Source organism: Kitasatospora sp. A2-31, from assembly GCF_022288725.1.
GTDB lineage: Bacteria > Actinomycetota > Actinomycetes > Streptomycetales > Streptomycetaceae > Kitasatospora.
In genome coordinates, this window is record NZ_JAKNTA010000018.1 from 97,773 (window position 1) to 118,942 (window position 21,170).

Consider the following 21,170-nt stretch of genomic DNA (forward strand, 5'->3'; position numbering starts at 1 on the left):
TCAGTGCCGCCCCGGAGCTGATCGGGGCGGCGCGTTGGATGGTGTTCAGGGGCGCAGGAGCAGGCACAGCAGGGAGCCGAGCGGGTATTCGGTCACCTCACGCCAGCCGGTGCGCAGGCGTTCAAGGGCGGCGTGGTCGAGGCCGATGTGGTGGCGGCCGTCGCTCTGCCGCTCGGCGAGCGGGGTGGTCACCGCGATCACGCCGCCCGGGGCGAGGCGGCGGCGGGCGGCGGCGAGGACAGCCGGTTGGTCGAGGAAAGCCAGCGCGAGACGGAAGGCGACGAGGTCGAATCTGCGGTCGGGCAGTTCGTCCAGGGCGTGGTTGACGTCGAGTTCGCGGAAGACCGTGCCGGGCAGGTGGGCGCAGCGTTCGCGGGCGGCGGTGATCGCGCTGGGTGCGAAGTCGACGCCGGTGACGGCGGCGCCCCGCTCGGCAAGGGCCACGCTCAACTCACCGGTGCCGCAGCACACATCCAGCACCGCCATCCCGGCGACCGGACGGTGGAGGTGCCCGGCAAGGAGATCGACCTCCTGGCCGGTGACTGTCCGGAAGCGCGCGCCCTCGCGGTAGTCGGCATCCCACGGACCCGGGGCGCTCAAGCCCTCCATCGACTTCCCGCCGCGATCGGTCGGCCCCGGCGGCACGGCGGCGTGGCCGGTCGAGGAGTCGGTGCCGATCACGCCTCCACCAGCCGATGGTGGTCCGGGGTGTCATCGAACCCGTAGGTGGCGAACGCCGGGCCACCGGCCAGGTACGCCTCCACCGAGGTCATCGACGTCGGGAACATCGGGCCGGGCAGCGAGGTCGCCGGTGCCCAGCGGACCTCCAGGTGCTTGGTGGGTTCGGTGTTGACCAGCTCGCCGGTGAACTCCGAAGCCGCGAACACGAACGTCACGAACCCGCCCTTGCCGTCCCAGCCCTCCTTCACCTGGACCGTGTGGACCAGGCGCAGGTCGGCTGGCGCGACAACGAGGCCGGTCTCCTCACGTAGCTCCCTCGCCGCAGCCGTATGGATCTCCTCGCCGGGGTCGACCTTCCCACCGGGAAACGTCCACACCGGGCCGGGGCTCCAACTGCGCGCGGCGTAGTGGAGGGTGGCGATCCGGTCGGTGGCCAGGTCGTGAACGATGACGCTGACGGTCAACCTGCTGGTCGTGTGCATCAGATGCTCTCCTGCTCTCGGTTGGTCGCTTCGTCAGTGGAGGCCGCGCTCGACGAGCGGGTGATGCGCTGGACGGTGAGCAGGACGGCCGCCAGGGTGCCTGCCTCGGTGATCCGGCCGTCGCCGCACATCGCCACCGCCTCCTCCAGCGGTACCCAGCGCAGGTCCATGTCGGCCTCGCTCGCGTCCCGGTGGTGCTCGCCGACCGTGAGGTCCTGGGCCAGGTAGAGGTGTTCTTGGGTGCGGGCGCCGGCGGGCATCCGCCACATCGTGGTCAGCGGCTCGACCTCAGCAGCACGGATGCCGGCCTCCTCGGCCAGCTCGCGGTGCGCGGCCGTGAGCGGGGCCTCGCCGGGTTCGCACCCCCCACCGGGGCACATCAGCAGCCGCTGACCGCAGACGTAGACGCTCTCCTCCACCAACGCGATCCGGCCGCGGTCATCCAGGGCCACCACCCTCACCCCGTCGGCCAACTCGGAGTACTCGTACGTCCCCAGGCTCTGGTCGGCGCGCCGCACCTCGTCGCGGCGCAGGACCACCCGGTCACCCCTGAACGCGACGACCGACGACAGCGTGGTCCAGCCCTCGATCTCCCCGGCGGAGCCAGAGCACTCCAGCGCCTCCTGCGGCGCCGTGCGGCTCAGCCCGGCCCCGTCGAGCACCACCACGGCGGGCTCCGCAACACTCGGACGGACCTGGCCGGGCAGGGCGGCGTGGTGGTCGTGGATGAGCCGGCGGGTGGAGTCGCGCAGCCGCAGCCGGTGCAGGTCCTCGGGCCGGAACCAGTGCAGCAGGACACCCTCGCGGAGATCGGCCGTCTGCGGGTCGCCCTGCCAGGACGCGGCGAAGATCTGGATCGGCACGGCCAGGCCGTCCACGCCGGTCGTCCACTCAACCCTCAGCCGCTCCACCTCACCCAGGCGCAGCCCCGGTACTTCCTCGGCCAGTTCACGCCGAAGGGTGCCCTCCAAGCTGCCGTCACCAGGTTCCGCGCCGCCGCCCAGCAGACTGAACTCACCCGGCGCCCAAATGTGGTCGAAGGCATCGCGCAGGTGCAGGAGATAGCGGCCGGCTCCGTCGTGGATCAGAGCGCTCGCGTTCACCGGCTCGGGCCGCCCGTCCAGACCCAGCGACTGCAGCTTTGCCCGCAGCGAGGGGGAGGCGACCTGGTCGAAGGGGCGCCACTCGCAGCCGGTGACCTCCTCCTCCTGGAGCGCGGTCTCGGGTGTCGCCGGGTCGGCGAGGTAGAAGACGAAGCGGAAGTCGTAGTGCTGGTGGGCGCCTTCACCGCGCGCGGGGTTCGGGTCGATGTCGTTGATGTCGATGTCGACCGGCTGGTCGAGGAGCTGCGGGGCCAGGCACAGCGCGCCGGGCTGGACGCCGGCTTCCTCGGCGACCTCCCGCAGCGCGGTGGCCATCAGAGTGGTGTCGCTCTCCTCGCCCCCGTGGCCGCCGGGGCAGAGCGTCAGCCCGGTGGCCTTGTGGTGGATGTGCAGGACCTCGCGGTCGCGGTTGATGACGACGGCGCTGCACGTGACGTGCGCGGGCAGGGTCGTGCGGCTGGTCGGCTCCAGTTCGGTGGCGAGCATCGCGAGCAGCGGCTCGAGCTTGGCGCGTTCGGCGGGGTGACAGTCCAGGTAGGCGCGGGTGACGGTGGCGATGGCGTCGGCGGACGGCGGCAAGCGGGGCTCCTTCGGAGACCAGGGGACGGAGGGATCGGCGGGGCTAGGACACGAAACCCTGCCATCGCCGTTGATCGGTAGACCCCCGCACTGCAGCGAACTGCGTTCCCCCAGTCAGAACTTGGGCGGCCAGGTACGGGGCCAGGCCAGTGGGACTGATGGTGGTGAGAGTGGTCACGAGACGCGCACCGCCGACATGCGGCCGTTGAGACGCTCAAGGTCCCTGATGCTGGTGAGGCCCGTGTAGTGGCTGAGGCTGGCGGTGTACCAGCCGAGGGCGACGTCCGGCTGCCCGGCTCGCTCGGCGGCTTGGCCGAGGAACTCGATGGTGCGGGCGGTCCAGTGGCCGTGGCCGACGTCGGCGAATTCACGCCGGGCCTGAAGGAGTGCGGCGACGGCGAGATCGTGCTGGCCGGCGAGGGAGTAGCCCTCGCCGAGGTAGGCCAGCGCGCGGGCGGCGTCGAGCGGGTTGGGCGGCTGGAGGTCGGCGAGATCGGCACGGGCCGTGCGCAGGACGGGGAGGGCGAAGTCGGCGTTCCCCTGCCGGGCGGCGGCGGAGCCCAGGAGCATCCCGGCGAGTCCCGCGCCTCTGCGGTCGTCGAGGTCGGCGTAGAGGCCGAGAGCGTCTCCGAGGAAGACCTGGGCCTCGTCGTTGAGCCCGGCGTCATGGAGGGCTGCCCCGATTCCGAAGGTGGACTGGGCGACCCCGGCACGGTCGCCTACCGCGTGAGCCAGGGCTGCGGCCCGGGAGTAGTGGGTGGCGGCCTCGGAGTAGCGTTCGGCGGCGACCAGGCCGAGGGCGAGGATGGAGGACATCTCGTGGATCGCCATCGGGTCGCCCCAGCGCAGCGCGGCCCGCAGCCCGGCCTCGTACACGATGATCCACATCGTGACGTCGCGGTGGTAGTGGAAGAGGGGCCACAGATCGGAGGCGAGCGCGCAGGCAACCGCCGGGTCGTCGCAGGAGACGGCGGTGATCATGGCCGCCCCGACGGCGGGTGCGATGGCCTCCAGCCAGGCCAGGGCTTCGTGCCGGTTGGTGAAGCGGACCGGCTCGACTGGCTGCTCCAGCAGGGTCGGGCGGGGCAGGGCGCGGTGGTGCGGGGTGAGGAGCTGGGCGCAGGCGCGGGCGGCCTGGAGGAGGTGGGTGAGGTAGCCGGCGGTGGCTTCGGTAGCGGCGAGCCTGGCTGGTGTTCCGACGCCGATGGCGGCGGAGCGGACGGCGGGACGGAGCGTGTAGAGGTCGCCGCGGACGGCGGCGCGCTGGGCCGTGTCGAGTAGGCCCCGGGCGGTCAGCTCGGTGAGGAGCACCCTGGCCTGGCCGCGGGTGGTGCCGGTTGCGGCGGCGCTGGAGGCGAGGTCGAGGTCGGGAGCCGGGACGAGAGCGAGCCGCTGCAGGAAGCCTGCCTCCCGCGGAGACAGGTGGGCGAAGGCGGTGTCGACGGCGTCGCGCACGGGGTTGTCCGATCGGGTCGGGCCTGACGGGGAGGGTTCGGGTAGGCCGGCGATCAGCGGCAGGTCCGGCTGGAGGATGAGTTCGGCGGCGGCGAGCACGATTGCCAGCGGCATCCCGCCGTGGAACCCGACGAAGGCGGCTGCCCCGTCCGGGTCGCGCCCGGTGCGTTCTTCGCCGACGATCCGCGACAGCAGCCACAGACCGTGCTCGGCCGCAAGCGGCCCGAGACGGTGGTGGACGGCACCGTGGGCAAGCAGCGCCGGCAGCGGCTCGCGGCTGGTGACCACGAGCAGGCAGCCCGGCGTGGCCGGAACGAGCGGCAGCACCTGCCCGGCGTCGACAGCGTCCTCCAGCACCACCAACAGGCGCCGCCGGGCGGTCTCGCTGTGCCACAGGCCGAGCAGGTCCTGCTCGGTCCAGGGCAGCGGGGCGTGCTCACCGAGGCCGAGCGAGCGCAGCAGCGACCGCGCGACCTCGGCGGTCGTGGCGGGGCCGCCCGGGGCGTCGGCGCGTAGCCGGGCCACGAGCTGGCCGTCCGGGTATCGGTCGGCGACCTTGTGGCCCAGCTTCGTGGCCAGGGTCCGCTTGCCGACACCGTCCGCGCCGGTGATCACCACGACGGGCGCGCTCCCGTCCGCCGCCGTCCGGCCGAGGACGGCGCCCAGGGACAGCAGGGACTGCTCCCGGCCGGTGAACACCGCTGGGACGGGGGAGAGTTGGCACGGAGCTGGCACCGGCGCCAAGGGCGGGCCCGGGTGGAGATGTATGCCTGCGGTGATGTGCCCGGCCCGGACGGCGACCCCCGCCCCGGAGCCGCAAGCGGTCCTGTGCACCTCGCCCCCGCTCACTACGCGACCACGGCGGCCGGCACCGCCTGCTCGACGGCGGCACGAGGGCGGGACGGGTTGGACCGGCCCGCCCGGGACCAGAGTCGGACGGCGGCATCGGCCAAGGCCCAGTGCGAGAACGCCTGCGGGTAGTTCCCGAGCTGGCGCCTCGCGAGGGGGTCGTACTCCTCGGCGAGCAGGCCGAGGTCGCTGCGCAGGGCGAGGAGCCGGTCGAACAGCCCGGTGGCCTGGCCGTAGCGGCCGATAGCGGCGAGGCCCTCGGCGAGCCAGAACGAGCAGGCGAGGAAGGCACCCTCGTGGCCGGCGAGGCCGTCGACGTTGGTGCCGGGCTCCTCGCGGGTGGCGTAGCGCAGCACCAGACCGTACTCGGTGAGGTGGTGCTGGATGGCCTCGACGGTGGCGATGACGCGCTGATCGTCGGCAGGCAGGAAGCCGACCTGGGAGATCAGTAGCAGGGAGGCGTCGAGGTCCTCGCCGCCGTAGTACTGGGTGAACACCCCGCGCTCGGGGTCGACGCCGCGGGTGCAGACATCGTGATGAATCTCCTCACGCAGCACGGCGAGGCGCACCAGGACGGCCGGGTCGGCGTCGGGCCGGCGTTCCAGCAGCCGCAGGGTGCGGTCCACGGCGACCCAGCACATGACCTTGGAGTGGGTGAAGTGCCGCGCCTCGCCGCGGATTTCCCAGATGCCCTCGTCCGGCTCCTTCCAGCGCAGCTCCAGCTGCGTGATCAGGGCGAGGAGCAGGGCGTCGATCTTCGGGTCCGCCGGCAAGCCCGTGTCCTCGGCGAGCAGCAGGGTGTCGGCGAGTTCGCCGAAGACGTCGAGCTGGAGCTGGCCGGCGGCGCCGTTGCCGATCCGCACCGGCCGGGATTCCTCGTATCCGGGCAGGTGGTCCAGGACTTCCTCGTCGAGGTCGGCGTCGCCGTTGAGGCGGTAGATCGGCTGGAGGCGCACGGGGGTGACCGTGTCGATGAGCCAGCTCCGCCAGCGCCGGGCCTCCTCCAGCTGTCCGAGCCGGATCAGGGCGGCGATGGTCAGCGCGCTGTCGCGCAGCCACACGAACCGGTAGTCCCACTGCCGCTCGCCGCCGAGCTGCTCGGGCAGGGAGGTGGTGGGCGCGGCGACGACGCCGCCGCCCGGGTGGCACGTTGCCTTGAGGGTGAGGGCGGAGCGCACTACGGCATCGCGGTAGGGGCCGCGGTAGGTGCACCCGCGCGCCCACTGGTCCCAGTACTCCACGGTCGCGTCCAGCTCGGCGAAGGCGTCCGGTGGGATGGGCGCTGGCCTGTTGGAGGGCTTCCAGGTGAGTGAGAGCGTGATGCTCTGGTGCGCGTGGAGGGAGAGGTCGGCCCGGCACACCCCGTCGCGGTTGACGGTGTGGGAGGGGCCGTCGAGCCAGTACGAGTGCGGGTAGGTGGTCGCCGACAGGCGCGGGGTGCCGTGGTTGAAGCGCTGGATGGTCGGCAGCGTGGCGCCGTAGTCGGTGCGGGGGCGGAAGACGGAGGCGACGCGAACCACGCCGCTAACGCACTCGACGATCCGGATGATCTGCGGTTCGGCGTTGTCGGTGACGTCGGGGGCGGGCATGAAGTCGGTGATCGCGAGGGTGCCGGTGTCGGTGTCCCACTCCTGGCGCAGGATCATGGTGTCGCCCAGGTACTGGCGGCGGTCGGCGGCCGGTGGCGGGGAGCCGTCGTAGACGGCCGGGCCGACGCGCCAGAAGCCGTGCTCCTCGCCGCCGAGCATCGAGGCGAAGACGGCCGGGGAGTCGAAGTCGGGCATACAGGCCCAGTTAATGGCGCCGTCCGGGCGAACCAGCGCGGCGGAGCGCGTGTTGCCGAGGAGGGCGAGGTCCTCGATCCGGAACGGGGCAGGGGCGCGGAGCATGGAGGTCCTGACGTGGGTGGGAGGGGTGGTGGTCAGCCGCGGACGGTGGTCGGGGTGGCGAGCGCGGTGAGGGCGGCGGCGACGGTGTCGGCGAGCGTGTCCGCTACGGGCAGCCACGGCATGAGGCTGGAGAGCAGGACGCGGTTGGCCTGCTGGACGGGGTCGGCCGGGTCGCAGCCGACGACCACCGTCCCGCCGTACGGGGAGAACAGGCCGGCCTCGTAGCAGTCGTGCACGCGCACGTGGCCGATCGGGTTCCAGAACAGGACGGCGCTGGTGCGGCGGATGTTGCGGTCCTGCCAGCCGAAGGGTGCCCACGCGGCGTAGGGGTCGGTGGCCCGGTTGCGGGAGGGGCGGGGATTGAGGACGGTGCCCTCGAAGCCGGCGCTCGCCAGCAACTCGACCGCCTCCCACTGCCAGTCCGGGCAGCCGACGGTCGCACCGGCGAGGAACACCGACGGCAGAGCGTCCGGCTCGTACGGCTCCGGGGCCTCGATGTAGCGCAGGGACACGATGGTGAGGGCACTGCCGAGGGCGGTGCCCCGGTGGTGGACGGGTGGTGAGGACATCGGCTCTCTGTGGTCGAAGGGGTGCGGCCCTGGCCCGAACGGCCGCCATGGGGTGGAGCGGGGTGAAGTTCAGCCGGTGCGGCGGGTGCCGGATCGGCGGGAGTTCTGCGAGGGTGCGCGGTGGTTGACCAGGCGGTCGGCGACGCCGAGGGTGGTCAGGGCGGCTGCGGCGAAGATGCCGAGGTAGATGGGCTGGCCGATCTCGGTGAGGTGCTCCAGCAGGTAGATCGCGCAGCCGCCGACGAGGACGCCGAGCAGGAAGCACAGCACGGCGAGGGCGATCCGCCCAGGTTTCGGCCGGGCGCTCACGGTGCCGCGCTCTTCGTCCCGGCGGTGCGGGCGAGCGGTTCGGCCGGCCACGTGGGGTCGATGTCGCTCAGCAGCACCAGCTCGGCGAGGACACCGACGACGACGGCCTGGGGTGGGGAGTCGACGTTCAGCGTGGTGAGGAGGGTCTTGGTGTAGGTGCGCATCGTCGTCGGGGAGATGCCGAAGTCGGCGGTCAGCTCCGGGGTGCTGCGACCGCCCGCCCAGCCGCGGAGGATCTGCGACAGTCGAGGGGCGAGGGAGGGCTTGATGGCCAGTGCCCCGCTGGGGTGCACGGGCTGGGTGACGATCCGGTGGGCGGTGGCCCAGGCGGCGAGCTGGAGCAGGGTGCGGGTGCCGGTCGTTACGAGGACCGCCTCGATCGCGCTGCGGACGTCATCCAGGCGCAGCCGCGTCTCGGGGTCGGCGGCGATCTGCTCGAAGCTGGCTCCGGCGGCGGCCAGGACGATCAGCCGAAGCTCGGCGGCAGCGAGGGCGGGCAAGGGGGCGGTGAGCACAGCGGCTTCTCCAACAGGGTGGTTCGGACGGCTTCACAGGTGCTGCGGGATCGGCGCAGCCGGTGCCGCCAGGTGGAACAGCAGACGTGCTCCGAACCGCTCGGCCTGCCCGGTACCGACGACCAGCACCAGGTCGCCCTCGGCGGCCAGCTCGCCGATGCGCTGCTCGGGGCCGGGCTCGCACGGTCCCGAGCGGGCGCGCTGGACCTTGCCGTCGCCGAGCATGCGGCGGGCGGCCTGCTCGACGACGTCCAGCGGGTCGGGCACGGTGTGGCGGACCAGCGTGGTGCTGACCGGCAGCAGCAGCGCGTGGTCCACGCCCTTGAGCGCGGCGCCGAGGTCGGCCGCGTGCTCGCTGGTGCGGGCGATGCCGTCCGGCTCCAGGACGACGAGCAGGGAGCCCTCGGTGAGCATCCGGGCGGCCTCCACGTCCTGGGCGACCTCGCGCGGATGCCGGGCCCGGGAGTCGACCACCGCGATGCCGCGGTACGAGCCGACCGTGGACAGCGAGCGCTCCACCCCGCGGAAGGAGGCGGCGCGATCGGCGACGGCCTGCGGCTCCTCGCCGAGGACTAGGGCGGTGGCGATGGCCGCGCACAACGCCAGCGCGTGGTGGCGGCCGGCCACCGGGAGGACGAAGGCGTGGTCCCTCTCCTGGTAGCGCAGGACGACGCGGAAGTCCTCGCCCGTCCAGCGCGGCGTCATGATCCACACGGTGGAGGCGGGGTCGGTGCCGACGGTGACGACCCGCTGGCCGGGAACGGGACGGTCGCCGAGGCGTTCGCGCAGGTTCGCCACGCTGGTGTCCCAGGTCGGCAGGACGACCACGCTCGCGGTTCGGGCGAGCCGTTCGGCGGCGTCGAGCCCGGCGATGTTGTCCTCGAAGTGCGGCGCGTTGGCGCTGGTGGCGAGGATCAGCGCGGCGGTGAACTTGGGCTCGGTGTGAAGGAAGTGCGGGGCGGGGCGGTGCTGCCAGGCAGCGGGCGGAGCGGCCTCGTGGGTGCCGGCGTCCGGGCACAGATCCACGACGATCCGGCTGCCGCCGCCCGCGTGCCCGGCCACGCCGTCGCGGGCCGGCGCGGTCAGCACCCAGCCCGTCTGCCCGTCGTCGAGGACGTGAGCGAGGGCGGCTGCCGCGGTCGCGGTGCTGTGACTGCCCCCCACGGCCACCGCCCCGGAGGCGGCCTGGACTGAGATGGCCTTGAGCGCGAGGGCACGTGGAAGGATCGGCAGCCGCAGCACCTGGGCGCGGTCCAGCTCGGGGTGCGGCCCGGCGACGACGCCCGACCACACCACCGCCGTACGGTCGGTGCGGACGTGCCCGGCCTCGAACCCGACGAGGACCCGCACGCCCGCCGCTTCGAGAGCGGCGACGACGGGGCTGTGCTGGTCGGCCTCGCGGATGCTGCCGGTGACGTCGGCTCCCGCCTCGGCCAGCCACCGGGCCAGGCCCTCCATGCCGGGGGCGGCGACGTCGACCAGGTGCACGGCCGCCAACAGACCGGGCACGACCGGAAGCGCCTGGGTGCCGACAACGGTCTCGGGGCGGGTGGTGGTGTCCATGATGTTCTCCAACAGGGAAGCAGGGTGTGGGGGTTGGGTCCGGGCCGGGCGCGAGGAGGGGGATTCGACCCGCGACCGGCCCGGGGCTCATGCCTGGACGAGACCGCGCTCGACCTCGGCGTCGGTGACCACACGGGCGTGGTGGTCCAGGTCCATGCGGGCGATCCGGGCCAGGTGCGCAACCACCCGTTCCTCCAGCAGCGCACCGGCCAGCGTGCTGGCCTCGAACGCGGCGACGGCCTCATCCAGCGACTGCGGCACCAGCGGCACATCCCGCTGCTCGTAGGCGTCGCCGACGGTGGGCTGCGGGGGCTTGAGGCCGGCCTCGATGCCGTGCCGGATGCCGGCGAACACCGCGGCCAGGGCGAGCATCGGGTTGGCGTCCGCGCCCGGCAGCCGCACCTCCAGCCGCAGGCTGCGGCCGTGGCCGACCACCCGCACCGCGCACGTCCGGTTGTCCCAGCCCCAGGCAAGCCGGGCCGGCGCGAAGGAGTGCGGCTGCAGGCGCTTGTAGCTGTTCACGTACGGCGCCCACATCGGCGCGACCTCCGGCAGTACCGTCAGCAGCCCGGCCACCGCCTGCTCGCCCAGCTCCGACAGTTCGGTCCCGTACTGCGGGTCGGCGGCCAGCACCGGCCGGTTGTCGAAGTCGGCCAGCGACACGTGCAGATGCAGGCCGCTGCCGACGTCGGTGGACGGGGCCGCCATGAACGACGCCATCAACCCGGCGTCCTCGGCGACCGTCTTCGCGGCGTGCTTGAACAGCACGTGCTGCTCGCACGCCGCCACCGCCTCCCCGTACGGGAAGGTCACCTCGATCTGACCGGGGGCGCCTTCGCCCTTGACGGCCTCGACCGGCATGCCGGCGGCGGCCAGGACCTGGCGGAGCCGGCGTCCGAAATCCCGCACCGTGGACGGCTGGTCGAGGGCGTAGTCACGGTTGTCCCGGGCTGCGGGGCGAAGTCCCCGCCAGCCGACCGCCGCCGAGTCCCGGGCGGTGCCCTCGTAGAGCACGAACTCCGTCTCGATCCCCACCGCCGGAACCACACCGAGCCCGGCGAGCCGGTGCAGCTGCTCGGCCAGCACCGTGCCCGGAGCCAGCGGGTGCGGGTAGCCATGGCTGATCGGCTCGGCGAGCACCAGAGCGGTGCCCGGCAGCCACGGCAACACCCGGGCCCGCCGGGTGTCGGGCAGCAGAGCGACGTCACCGAACCCGGACTGCCAGGAGAACGGACCGCTGACCGCCGGGGTCATCCCCAGGTCGGTGCCGAGCACGTACCCGCACATCTCCGGGGACAGCGCCCCCGACCGCAGCCGCTCCACCAGCTGGGCCGCGTCGTACTCCTTGCCCTTGAGCCGGCCCTGCGCATCGACCGTCGCCAGCAGCACCGTGTCGATGCCGAAAGCGGAGATCAGATGCTCCAGCGGCCCGGTCGACGAGAGCGCCACCGTCCGGGACTTGGCCGCACGGGAGCGGGCGGCCCGCATCGTCGCCCTCATACGATCTGCGCCTCGACCCGGGCCAGGTGCGGGTCCTCCACCACCGGCACGGAGAACTTGTTGCCGGCCAGCTTCCACCACGCCCACGCCAGCACGAGGACCACCGCGAGGGTGACGGGCGCGTAGTTGAACGTCTCGATGGTCACGGGGGCGCGCTGCGGCAGGCACACCAGCACCGTCAAGATCACCACCCACACCACAGCGGCGATCCCGATCGGCCTGCTCCACCGGCCCAGGTTCCACGGCCCGGGGACGAACCGGCTGCCCTGCCGCAGCCGCAGGTAGACCGGGATGATGTACGAGGGGTTCATCCCGATGACGTTCACAGCCGTCACCGCGCCGTAGGCGACCGGAGACCAGAGCGAGGGGACGGCCAGGACGAAGGCCACCGACACCGCCAGCCACACGGCGGGAACCGGCACGCCGCCTGCCGAGACCCGGCGCCACGTCGCCGAGCCGGGCAGCGCACCGTCCCGCGAGAAGGCGTAGATCATGCGCGACGCGGCGGTGGTCTCCGCGCTGCCGCAGAACAGTTGGGCACCGATCACGACGAGCAGCAGCAGCTTCGCGCCGGTCGTCCCGACCGCGTCCAGGAAGATCTGGGCGGGCGGCACGGCTGCGCCGGACACGCCGGCGTAGTCCTGGACGGCGAACAGCAGTCCGGCCAGCAGCACGAACCCCGCGAGCAAGGAGACGTAGATCGAGCGGACGATGCCGCGCGGCGCGGCGACCCGGGCGTCCTTCGTCTCCTCCGACAGGTGCGCGGAGGCGTCGTAGCCGCAGAACGTGTAGCCGCCCAGCAGCAGACCGATCGCCGAGACGTAGAGGGGGTTCGTCCAGCCGGTTCCGTTCTCGAAGTGCGCGAACACCCAGGACAGGGACTGGTGGTGGGAGGGGACGACGGTGAGCACGGTGACGATCAGGGCGACGCCCAGAAGGTGCCACCAAACTGAGACGCTGTTGAGCAGGCTCACGACGCGGACCCCGACAACGTTCAGCAGGGCGTGCAGCACCAGGACGCCCGCGAAAATCGTCAGGATCAGGCCCGGCGTCGGGGCGACCCCCCACTGCAGCCCGGCGAACGCGGCAATGAAGCTGGCGGCGCCGTAGTCGATGCCGGCGATCCCGCCCAACAACCCGAGGAGGTTCAACCAGCCGGTCGTCCAGCCCCACCGCGGACCGCCGAGCCGCTGGGCCATGTAGTAGAGGCCGCCGGAGGTGGGGTAGGCGCTGGTGACCTCGGCGAGCGCCGCGCCGACCAGCAGCACGGCCAGGCCGACGGCGACCCAGCCCCACATCATCACCGCCGGGCCGCCGGTCACCAGCCCGAACCCGAACAGGGTCATGCACCCGGACAGGACGCTGATCACAGAGAAGGAGACGGCGAAGTTGCCGAACCCGCCCATCCGGCGGACGAGTTCGGGCTCGTAGCCCAATGACCGAAGATGCTGGTCCTCGGGTCCGGACGCGGTGCGCTGAGGCCAGGACATGGCGAAACCCCCAGGGGAAGTCGGGTAGTGGGCCCGGTACGGCACCGGGCGGAAGACCGGTCGACGGTGGTCAGCCGGCGGCGTAGGACTGGGCCATTGCTTGCCGCAGCAGCTCGCTGGGCCGGTCCGTCAGGTTCTGCCAGGGCTGAGCGGAGATGAACGGGGCCATCGCGGCGAAGACCTCGGCGGCCTCACGACGTTGGCGACTGGCCCAGAGCGCGTGGGCGAGGTGGCTCTCATCCGTAACCGGCCACCGAGTGCCCCGTTCGCGGGCAGCCTGCCAGTGGCCGAAGGCGCGTAGCACCGTGTCGCGGACCGTCTCATCGTCCGTCCATTGCAGCTGGACGGCCTCCTTGCGCTCGGCGCGGCGGTAGCGGTCGACGTACAGGTACAGCGGTAGCGCGTGGAGGGCGGAACCGCCTGGTGCGCCGGGCAGGTAGGTGGCCAGGAACTCTGTTGCCGGGCCAACCTCACCGCGGGCCAGCCAGAAGCGGAGCATCCGATGAAACACCTCCCGCCCCCACGGGTCGGTCCGGCGAGCCTGGTCGAACAGCCCCCAAGGACCGACCGGGAGCATCAGGTCCGGAGCCGGAACCTTGTGTTCGAGACGAGCCTGTTTGAGATCCAGCTGCGCGAGGGTGAGCAGCCCAAGCCACGGCACTGGATCGCCCCCGAGCACTGAAGCCGCCAGCCAGCACCACTGCCGGGCACCGCCTTCGAGCGCCAGGGCGTCGCGCGAGTCCGGCTGCCGCTGGCCGACCAGCAGAGCCTGATCGACAGCCACGCGGGCTCGCAGCGTCGTCAGGCCGAACGCGGCAGGCTCCTCGGCGCCCCAGTGGTGCAGGACGTCGTTGTGGCCGGCCACCGCGCCGAAGACCTGGGTGCGCGACGCCCACAAGCCGGGGTCACCCCAAGAGCGAGCCAGAAGCGTGCGCGTCGACCACCACTGTCCCTGCCGCAATTCTTCTACTGCGGACCGCAGTTCACCGTCGTGACCAGCGGGGTGTTGCACGAGCTGATCGTCAGCCGTAGGCGCTGATGGCATGACCGGTTCCCCCTTCGTGGTCTGTCGGATGCCGTCCCGCCTGACCGGACAACCGAAGCCGTGGGCAGGGCGGCCAGTAGGTAGCCGGAGACACCTTCGGTTGAGCAGGCAGACGGGGCTGACCGGATCACCTCGCAACTGCGTTTCAGTGATCGGCGACTCACTGTCTCGCCTTGGCCAGAGCAGCGCCACGACAGCCAGGTGTCATCTGTCGCATGGCGAAGTCAGCAACACGTCATCGAGGAGTCATCTCGTCAGATCGCGCTGTGGAGAGGCTCCTTGTCGGGTATTGCTTGAGCCAGGCTCTCCCCGCGCAGTTCGCGGTCGGGCCAGGTTGAGACCACGGGGGCGGAGGCCACGATATGGCGAACAGGACGCTACTGGGTGCCCTGATCGAGAAGGAAGGATGGGAATTCCCGGACTTCCTAAGGGAGTTCAGGAGCGCCGGGAACGAGCTGGCGCGCAACCTCAAGGACCCGCGGTTCCGCAACCTGGACATGTCCGAGTCGACGTTCCGGCGCTGGGTCGCGGGGACGGTCAGCCGGCCGACAGGGGTGTTCGTACAGACGATCCAGCACCTGTTCGACAACAGGTCGATCGCCGAACTCCTCGCCCCGCCCCGAGAGGGAGACCCGACCGCACTATCCCGGCAAGACCTTGAAAGAGAACTCGCGATGACCGCACGCGAAGCATCCGACCACGCCGCTTCCGTTGCGTCCGCCTTCCTCTCCGACCTGTCCATAGAACAGGTCCAGGAAGACGTGCGCCGACTCGCCCGCACCTACAACAATCGGCCGCCGTTCGACGTGCTCCGCGAAGCCCGGCAGCTTCGGGCAGATGCCGAGGAGCTCCTGGACCGCACCCATATCCCCGAGCAGCGGCAGCAACTGCTGATCGTGATCGGCCAGACGACGGCCCTGCTCGCCATGACGGCATTCGACCTCGGCTCCCTGGGCGAAGCGACCCGGCTCGCCCGGTCTGCCGGCATGTACGCCGAAGCCACCCGCTTCAACCCCCTGGCCGCATTCGCGGCCGGCACGCTCGGCATGCTTGCCTACTGGGAGGGCCGCCCCAGCGAGGCGATCCGCTTCATCCGCCAAGCCAACTCATTCACCGGTGTCGGCGCGGCCGGCCGGACCCGCATCGCCGCCATCGAGGCCAGGGCCTACGGGCACCTCGGCGACCGGCAGCGGGCGACGGCCGCGGTCGAGCGCGCACTCGACCTCGACCCCGCAGAGGTGGACGACCTCCACGACGAGGTCGCCGGCGAGTTCCTCCACGGCCCCGAGCGGATCTCGCGCTCGCACGGCACGACGTTCCTGCTCCTCCGCGACGGAGCCGGTGCCCAGGAGCACGCGAGGCGTGTGCTGGAGCTGCAGGCCGCCCTGCCCGAGGCCCAGCGGCTTCCCCGGATCGAGGCGGAGGCCCGCGCGGATCTCGCGGCAGCCCTGATTCTCGGCAGCGAGCTGGACGAGGCCGCCGAGGTCCTGGAGCCCATTAGGGCGCTCGCCCCTGAGCGCCGGGCTGCGGGTCTGGTCGAGCGAGTCGTTCATGTCGGCCGACTGCTCACTACGGAGCCGGTCAGGACCTCGCCCGGTGCCATCGCGCTCAAGGAGGCGCTCGAGGAATACACCCGGGTCGCTGCCCCGAGGCAGATCGGCGGCAGCATCTCACGACTGGCGATCGAGTAGGTCACCTCAGCCGGTGTGGGTGGGTGACCTCTGGTCCACCCACCCACATCAACCCGGTCAGTGTCGAGCGCTGGCGGCGGCCAGGATCTCCTGTTCCCGCGCGGGGTCGATTCCGTGGGCAGACGCGCGGGGGTGTGGGACCGGTGCGTTGCCGGCCTGGAGCCACTCCCAGGTGTCCCGTACCGTCTCCTCCAGAGAGCGGCAGGTGAAGCCAGCCGCGTAGGCGGATTCGGAGTCGACCAGCCAGACGCCCTCGTTGGTCCGCCACAACGGCAGCTCCGTCCACTGCCGCACTTTGTGCTCCAGCAGCACCCCGTCCGGTACCCAGCGCAGTTCACCCCGGTTTCCCGTCACGTCCAGGCACGCCTGGAGGAAGCTGCCCATCGTGTCCCGGCCGATCGGCGCGGTCACGTTGTGGACCCCTCCACCGGGCCGCTCGGCGGCATCGACGGCGAAGCGTGCGACATCGCGCACGTCGACCGGCTGGATGGTCTTGCCCGCACTGCCGGGGGCGAGAATCTCGCCGCCCTGCTCGGCCCGCCGAAGCCACCACGGGAGCCGGCCGACGTACTCGCCCGGGCCAAGGATCACCCCAGGCCGAAGCAGCCACGACCGGTCGGAGCCGAAGGTCTCGACCACGGCCCGCTCGCCGCCGGCCTTCTGACGGCCGTAGTGGAGATCGGGGCCCAGCCAACCCTCCGGGTTCCGGCCGTAGTCGCTCCCGGCGTCGGCAGGCCCGTCCATGAGGGGGTCGCCGACCTTCAGCGGGTGGTCCGGCCACCCCGCGTACACCGACACCGTCGAGACGTAGACATAGCGGTCGGTGGCGCTCTCCAGCGCCCTCGCTCCCGCGAGTACTACCTTCGGAGGCTGCTCGCCGGCCGAGGTGTCGATCACCGCGTCCCACGGACCCTTCGCAGCCAGCCGGGCCAAGTCCTCGACCGACGTCCGGTCTCCCAGCACCTGTCGAACGCCGGGCAGGACGACTCCCGACCGCCCCCGGTTGAACGTCGTAACACTCCAGCCGCGCCTGAGCGCCTCCTCCACCACGGCCTTGCCCAGAAACCAGCCTCCGCCGACCACCAAGATTTCCATGCCCGGCATCCTGCCCAGAACCGATGCCCGCTGGCCACCCCGCCGGAGCGCTCAGTCCAAGAAGCCACAGCTCACGGCCGTGATCGTGGCCAAGATGACACCTCGATGGCACCCGTGTGCGAATTCGCTCGCCAGATGACAGCCGGACGCCATGGTCCTGTCAGCCGCTGCTCGGAAGACTTGGCCGCTCACCCGCTGCGACTTCCTCCGGTGCCCCGGAGGACCGAACAGCGCCAAGGGGAGAGGAGATCCGATGGAGAGCACCGCACCCTCGGTACAGCCGGAGGAGGAGGGCGGCCTGCTGGTCGGCATCCGCAACATCCGGGCCGCGCGTTCGCGGGCCGACGTGCCGTCCGACAACACGGGCGGCAAGTCCGACCAGAACGACACCTGAGAGACCGCCCACGATGCATGAGACCGCCTCGTGGGCGGTGCGCCTGGGTGGGGACCAGTTCCTCACCCAGGCGCTCCACCGCTCCTACGCCGTGATCCCCGCCGAGGGTACCGACACCGCTCCCCTCCTGTCCTGGGACGATCTGAACACCATCCTCGCCACCCACCGCATCGACCCGCCGCGGCTGCGGCTGTCGGTGGACGGGCAGACCGTTCCCGTCGGCCGGTACTCGACGCCGGCGACCAACCGGCGCGGAGTGACCTGGAACCGGCTGCACCCCGCGCAACTGCACGCTCAGCTAGCCGAGGGCGCCTCGCTCGTGGTGGACGCGATCGACGAGATCCACCCGCCGATCCGCGCCGCCGCCGAGGCGTTGGAGCGCTTCATCGGCACGCCCGTGCAGACCAACCTCTACGCTTCCTGGACGGAGAAGGAGGGCTTCGGCCGGCACTGGGACGATCACGACGTGATCGTGGTCCAGCAGTACGGGGCGAAGCGCTGGCGGCTGTGGGAGCCGACCCGGCAGGCCCCGACCTTCCGCGACGTCGACTCGCCGGAGGAACCCGAGGGCGAGCCCGTCGCGGATGTCGTCCTCCACCCAGGTGACGTCCTGTACCTGCCGCGCGGCTGGTGGCACAGCGTCACTGCTGACCAGGGCAGCGAGTCGCTGCACCTCACCTTCGGACTCGTCGCTCAGACCGGCGCCACGCTCCTGGGCTGGCTGGTGGACGAGCTGCACGAGAGCCCCGCCGTGCGGAAGGACGTGCCGCTCCACGCCGGAGCGGACGAGAAGGCCGGGTACCTGGCTGGTCTGAGGGCTGCAGTGCTCGCCGCGCTGTCGGACCCCGACCTCATAGACCGGTGGGCCACGGCCTCCGGCACCACCCACTTCGGCCGACCACTTCCGTCCCTGCCCTTCGTGGACACCGTCCCCGCGGATCCGGAGATCAAGGTGCGGATCACCGCCCCGCGCGCCGAACTCACCAGCGACCCCACCGCCCGGACCGTCACCCTGTCCGCAGCCGGAACCGCGTGGGACTTCTCCGAGCGGGTCGAGCCGATTCTGCAGACCCTGCTGACCGGAGACCCGGTCAGCATCGGAGAACTCGCCGAAGCCGCTGGCCTGGAGGGCAAGGACGTGGCCAGCGTCCTCACCGTCCTCGTTCAGGGCCAGGTCCTCGCCGTGGTCGGGGGCGGCCGGTGAGCCCGGAGCTTGGCCTGGGGACCTACCGGGTGCGCGCCGCCGGCGAAGCGGCGCGCACCGCCCTCACAGTCGGCGCGAAGTGGATCGACACCGCCCCCAACTACGGTCACGGCCGGGCGCACCGCGACCTGGCCCCCGTGCTCGCCGAGCACCCGACCGTCAAAGTGACGACGAAGACCGGCTTCTACCCGGACGGCCGCCACAGCCTCGCCCCCGCCGACGTCCGCGCCCAGACCGAGGACTCGCTCTCCGTGCTCGGCCGCGCCGACGTCGTCTTCGTCCACAACCCCGAACGGTCCGCCCACGACCGGCAGCAGCTGCACCACAACCTCCGCGGCGCGTTCGCCGTGCTGGAGGAGTTCGCGCAGGCCGGCCGTATCGGGGGGTACGGCGTCGCCACCTGGGCCGGCTTCATCAACGAGGCGTTCACCGTCACCGAACTGATCGCTCTAGCCACCGAGGCGGCCGGGTCGGCGAACCTCCACCTCACCGCCGTGCAGATGCCCGTCAGCCTCGTCATGGCCGACCCCATCGCCCAGGCCCTCGACGGAGGCGGCCCGCTCGTCCACGCGCGCGACGCCGGGATCACGACGTTCGCCTCCGCACCCCTGCACGGAGGCGAACTGCCGGATCTGATGACACCCGAACTGGTGAACCTGGTCCAGCCGGGATCGACCCCGCACACCGCAGCGTTCCAGGTCGTAGGGGCATGCCCGGCACTGGACGTCGTCCTCACCTCGACCAGCACCCTCCAGCACTGGGAGGATGCCCGGGCCGCTCTCGCCCAGCCGATCCGCGACGCACGACTCAGGACGGTGCTCGATGTCCTTTCAGCCGGATGACGACACCCGGCACGACCTGGCGGTAGCCCACCAAAAGGCCGCCGGATTCCTCGGCCTGGTGTGCACCGGACCGCAGGTCTTCGGCACCTCTGGAACCACGGTCGGCCGCCGGGCCGAGAACGTCTGGCTCCGGGTCTCCAGAGGCAGCCGCCACAGAGCGCCCCGGCCGACCGGCCAGGGCGCCCTCGGCGCTGAACAGCTCGTCCCCGCCTCCGTCCCGCGCCCCCGGCTCCACGACACCCTGGACTGGACGGAGGCTGGCTGGTTCTACCAGGCCGACGTCTTCGACCTGGTCGGTCCCGCGATCTCCTCGACCCCGGACCTCCGCGCCAACCCCGGCCTTGACGACGGCTGGTGGACCGGGCTGCGAACCGCGCTGGCCGGCATCGCGGAAGCACCAGGCACGAAGATCACGTTGCGCCAGGCGTGGGTTGACGAGGTCTTCCCGAGGTACCTCGGCATCCCGGCCCCGGTCGACATCGAGCGGACCACCGGGCACGGTGATCTCCAGTGGGCCAACCTGACCGCCCAGCCGCTCAAGATCCTCGACTGGGAGCGCTGGGGTCAGGTGCCGGTGGGCTACGACCCGGCGGTCCTGTGGGTCAGCAGCCTCCTCGTGCCCGCCGTCGCGGACCGTATCCGTGCGGAGTTCGCCGACATCCTCGACACCCCGGCCGGCCGCGTGGGGCAGCTCATCGCCATTGCGGAGATGCTCCAAGCCGTTGACCGCGGGTACTACCCAGAACTTGCCCAGCTCCTCGCCGAGCGGGCACGTGGGCTGACCGGTGTCACCCCGCCGCAGGGCACCGACGCCGGCCTTGCTCGGTAGACCATGGACCTCCGGCAGGAGCCCGTCGATCACATCCTGGACCAGGCGGAACAGCGCCTCGGCACGAGGCTGGACCGGCGAAGAGTGGTGCGTAAGCGCCGGACGGTCGGAGCCGGCACCGACCGCGGCACCTGGGCCCGGGTCGAACGCCGCCCCTGGGCGCGGGCGCGAGAACAGGGCTGGGACGGATACGAATCCGCAGCGGCGTTGCCCGGCGTGGCGATGCCACGCTGGTACAGGTCGGCGACATGGCAGGACCCTGACGGCCGGGCGATCTGGCACGCGGACGAAACCTCGCTGCTGCCCGAACTCCCGATCGGAGCAGCGGTGGTGTCCGTCGACCCGGGGCTGCCGGACGATTGGTGGCGCTCGCTGAACGCCTCGCTGGCCGAGCTGGCCCTTCAACGAACGGCGCGGGTCGCGGCTCCGGACACCGAACGGATCACGCAGCAGCTGGTCGACGACACCATCAAGGCCGTCTTCCCGGGAGCACGCGAAACTCGGGTGGACCAGTGGTGTCCTGCTCACGCCGATCTGAACTGGGCGAACATCACCGGCCCTCGTGCGTTCTGCATGTTCGACTGGGAGGACTGGGGTATGGCGCCTCGCGGACTCGACTCGGCGTCGCTGTACGCTGCCTCCCTTGCCGTGCCGGCGCTCGCGGACCGGGTGCGGCGGGAGCGCCGGGCAGACCTTGAGAGCCGCGCTGGGATGGTGATGCAGCTCTTCGTGCTGGCGAAGATCGTCGGACGGCACGCTGGTCCGAACGACGACCCGCGAATGGGGCCGGCGCACCGGGAGGCCGCCCGACTGATCCGCGCTCTTCAGGGGGACTGAACGTCTACCTGTCGGCAAGGCGCCAACGTCACCGAATAGGGAAGGAACACGCATGGATTCCTCCACACGCGGTCCAGCCGGCCACGACGCCGAGGACATCGCGAGCGCGAAGGAGCGAGGTTGGAGCGATCTGGCACCCATCGATGACGCCTACCAGGCGGGCGAGATCACGGCCACCGAGTGGCACGCCGCCGTCCTGGACGTCATCGAACCGGCCTACCTCAACGGCGACAACCCGCGGGCCCAGTC

20 protein-coding genes are annotated in these 21,170 nt (G+C 71.7%); 7 read left to right on the top strand and 13 right to left on the bottom strand.

Features of this window, described 5'->3' with window-relative positions; genetic code table 11:
• Positions 1 to 45: 45 nt before the first annotated feature.
• The 12 genes from MCM47_RS34235 to MCM47_RS34290 all read right to left on the bottom strand — a co-directional run bounded on the left by MCM47_RS34235 (position 46) and on the right by MCM47_RS34290 (position 13,996).
• On the bottom strand, positions 46 to 681 hold the full coding sequence (locus tag MCM47_RS34235) for a bifunctional 2-polyprenyl-6-hydroxyphenol methylase/3-demethylubiquinol 3-O-methyltransferase UbiG (RefSeq protein ID WP_238950713.1): 636 nt from the start codon (positions 679 to 681) through the stop codon (positions 46 to 48).
• Entirely contained in the window at positions 678 to 1,163 is a 486-nt protein-coding gene (locus MCM47_RS34240) for an NUDIX domain-containing protein (RefSeq protein WP_238950716.1), read from the bottom strand. The genes MCM47_RS34235 and MCM47_RS34240 overlap by 4 nt, the downstream gene beginning before the upstream one ends.
• Positions 1,163 to 2,845, bottom strand: a complete 1,683-nt coding sequence (locus tag MCM47_RS34245; protein ID WP_238950718.1) for an NUDIX domain-containing protein — start codon at positions 2,843 to 2,845, stop codon at positions 1,163 to 1,165. Before MCM47_RS34245 ends, MCM47_RS34240 begins: the two co-directional genes overlap by 1 nt.
• 174 nt (positions 2,846 to 3,019) lie before the next feature.
• Positions 3,020 to 4,999, bottom strand: coding sequence for an NB-ARC domain-containing protein (locus MCM47_RS34250; protein WP_238950720.1), 1,980 nt, complete (start codon positions 4,997 to 4,999; stop codon positions 3,020 to 3,022).
• A gap of 149 nt (positions 5,000 to 5,148) precedes the next feature.
• A complete protein-coding gene (locus MCM47_RS34255) occupies positions 5,149 to 7,038 on the bottom strand; it encodes a glycoside hydrolase family 15 protein (RefSeq protein ID WP_238950723.1) in 1,890 nt (629 codons plus the stop codon).
• A gap of 32 nt (positions 7,039 to 7,070) precedes the next feature.
• On the bottom strand, positions 7,071 to 7,607 hold the full coding sequence (locus MCM47_RS34260) for a nucleoside 2-deoxyribosyltransferase domain-containing protein (RefSeq protein ID WP_238950725.1): 537 nt from the start codon (positions 7,605 to 7,607) through the stop codon (positions 7,071 to 7,073).
• 69 nt (positions 7,608 to 7,676) lie between these two features.
• Positions 7,677 to 7,916, bottom strand: coding sequence for a hypothetical protein (locus MCM47_RS34265; RefSeq protein WP_238950727.1), 240 nt, complete (start codon positions 7,914 to 7,916; stop codon positions 7,677 to 7,679).
• The gene (locus tag MCM47_RS34270; protein ID WP_238950730.1) at positions 7,913 to 8,431 is read right to left on the bottom strand and encodes a LuxR C-terminal-related transcriptional regulator; all 519 of its coding nucleotides are present in this window, start codon (positions 8,429 to 8,431) and stop codon (positions 7,913 to 7,915) included. Before MCM47_RS34270 ends, MCM47_RS34265 begins: the two co-directional genes overlap by 4 nt.
• Positions 8,432 to 8,464: 33 nt before the next feature.
• Positions 8,465 to 9,994: a Mur ligase domain-containing protein gene (locus tag MCM47_RS34275; protein WP_238950732.1), complete on the bottom strand. Its 1,530-nt coding sequence runs from the start codon at positions 9,992 to 9,994 to the stop codon at positions 8,465 to 8,467.
• An 87-nt stretch (positions 9,995 to 10,081) separates the two neighbouring features.
• Positions 10,082 to 11,494, bottom strand: a complete 1,413-nt coding sequence (locus tag MCM47_RS34280) for a glutamine synthetase family protein (protein WP_238950734.1) — start codon at positions 11,492 to 11,494, stop codon at positions 10,082 to 10,084.
• Complete coding sequence (locus MCM47_RS34285) at positions 11,491 to 12,984, bottom strand: amino acid permease (RefSeq protein ID WP_238950737.1); 1,494 nt, start codon at positions 12,982 to 12,984, stop codon at positions 11,491 to 11,493. Before MCM47_RS34285 ends, MCM47_RS34280 begins: the two co-directional genes overlap by 4 nt.
• Positions 12,985 to 13,054: 70 nt before the next feature.
• Positions 13,055 to 13,996: a hypothetical protein gene (locus tag MCM47_RS34290; RefSeq protein WP_238950740.1), complete on the bottom strand. Its 942-nt coding sequence runs from the start codon at positions 13,994 to 13,996 to the stop codon at positions 13,055 to 13,057.
• A 395-nt stretch (positions 13,997 to 14,391) separates the two neighbouring features.
• On the opposite strand from MCM47_RS34290, the gene MCM47_RS34295 reads away from it, so the two are divergent.
• A complete protein-coding gene (locus MCM47_RS34295) occupies positions 14,392 to 15,720 on the top strand; it encodes a DNA-binding protein (RefSeq protein ID WP_238950742.1) in 1,329 nt (442 codons plus the stop codon).
• A 57-nt stretch (positions 15,721 to 15,777) separates the two neighbouring features.
• On the opposite strand, the gene MCM47_RS34300 is transcribed toward MCM47_RS34295, so the two are convergent.
• Positions 15,778 to 16,815 (bottom strand): NAD-dependent epimerase/dehydratase family protein, encoded by a 1,038-nt coding sequence (locus tag MCM47_RS34300; RefSeq protein ID WP_238950744.1) that lies wholly within the window; start codon positions 16,813 to 16,815, stop codon positions 15,778 to 15,780.
• A 253-nt stretch (positions 16,816 to 17,068) separates the two neighbouring features.
• Between MCM47_RS34300 and MCM47_RS34305 the strand changes: the two genes are divergently transcribed.
• The 6 genes from MCM47_RS34305 to MCM47_RS34330 all read left to right on the top strand — a co-directional run.
• Complete coding sequence (locus MCM47_RS34305) at positions 17,069 to 17,209, top strand: hypothetical protein (protein ID WP_238950747.1); 141 nt, start codon at positions 17,069 to 17,071, stop codon at positions 17,207 to 17,209.
• Positions 17,210 to 17,222: 13 nt separating this feature from the next.
• Positions 17,223 to 18,413: a cupin domain-containing protein gene (locus MCM47_RS34310; protein WP_238950749.1), complete on the top strand. Its 1,191-nt coding sequence runs from the start codon at positions 17,223 to 17,225 to the stop codon at positions 18,411 to 18,413.
• The gene (locus MCM47_RS34315) at positions 18,410 to 19,255 is read left to right on the top strand and encodes an aldo/keto reductase (RefSeq protein WP_238950751.1); all 846 of its coding nucleotides are present in this window, start codon (positions 18,410 to 18,412) and stop codon (positions 19,253 to 19,255) included. The genes MCM47_RS34310 and MCM47_RS34315 overlap by 4 nt, the downstream gene beginning before the upstream one ends.
• Entirely contained in the window at positions 19,236 to 20,084 is an 849-nt protein-coding gene (locus MCM47_RS34320) for a hypothetical protein (protein WP_238950753.1), read from the top strand. Before MCM47_RS34315 ends, MCM47_RS34320 begins: the two co-directional genes overlap by 20 nt.
• 3 nt (positions 20,085 to 20,087) lie before the next feature.
• A complete protein-coding gene (locus tag MCM47_RS34325) occupies positions 20,088 to 20,921 on the top strand; it encodes a hypothetical protein (protein WP_238950755.1) in 834 nt (277 codons plus the stop codon).
• 52 nt (positions 20,922 to 20,973) lie between these two features.
• A partial coding sequence (locus tag MCM47_RS34330; protein WP_238950759.1) for a hypothetical protein occupies positions 20,974 to 21,170 on the top strand: 197 nt, incomplete at its 3' end.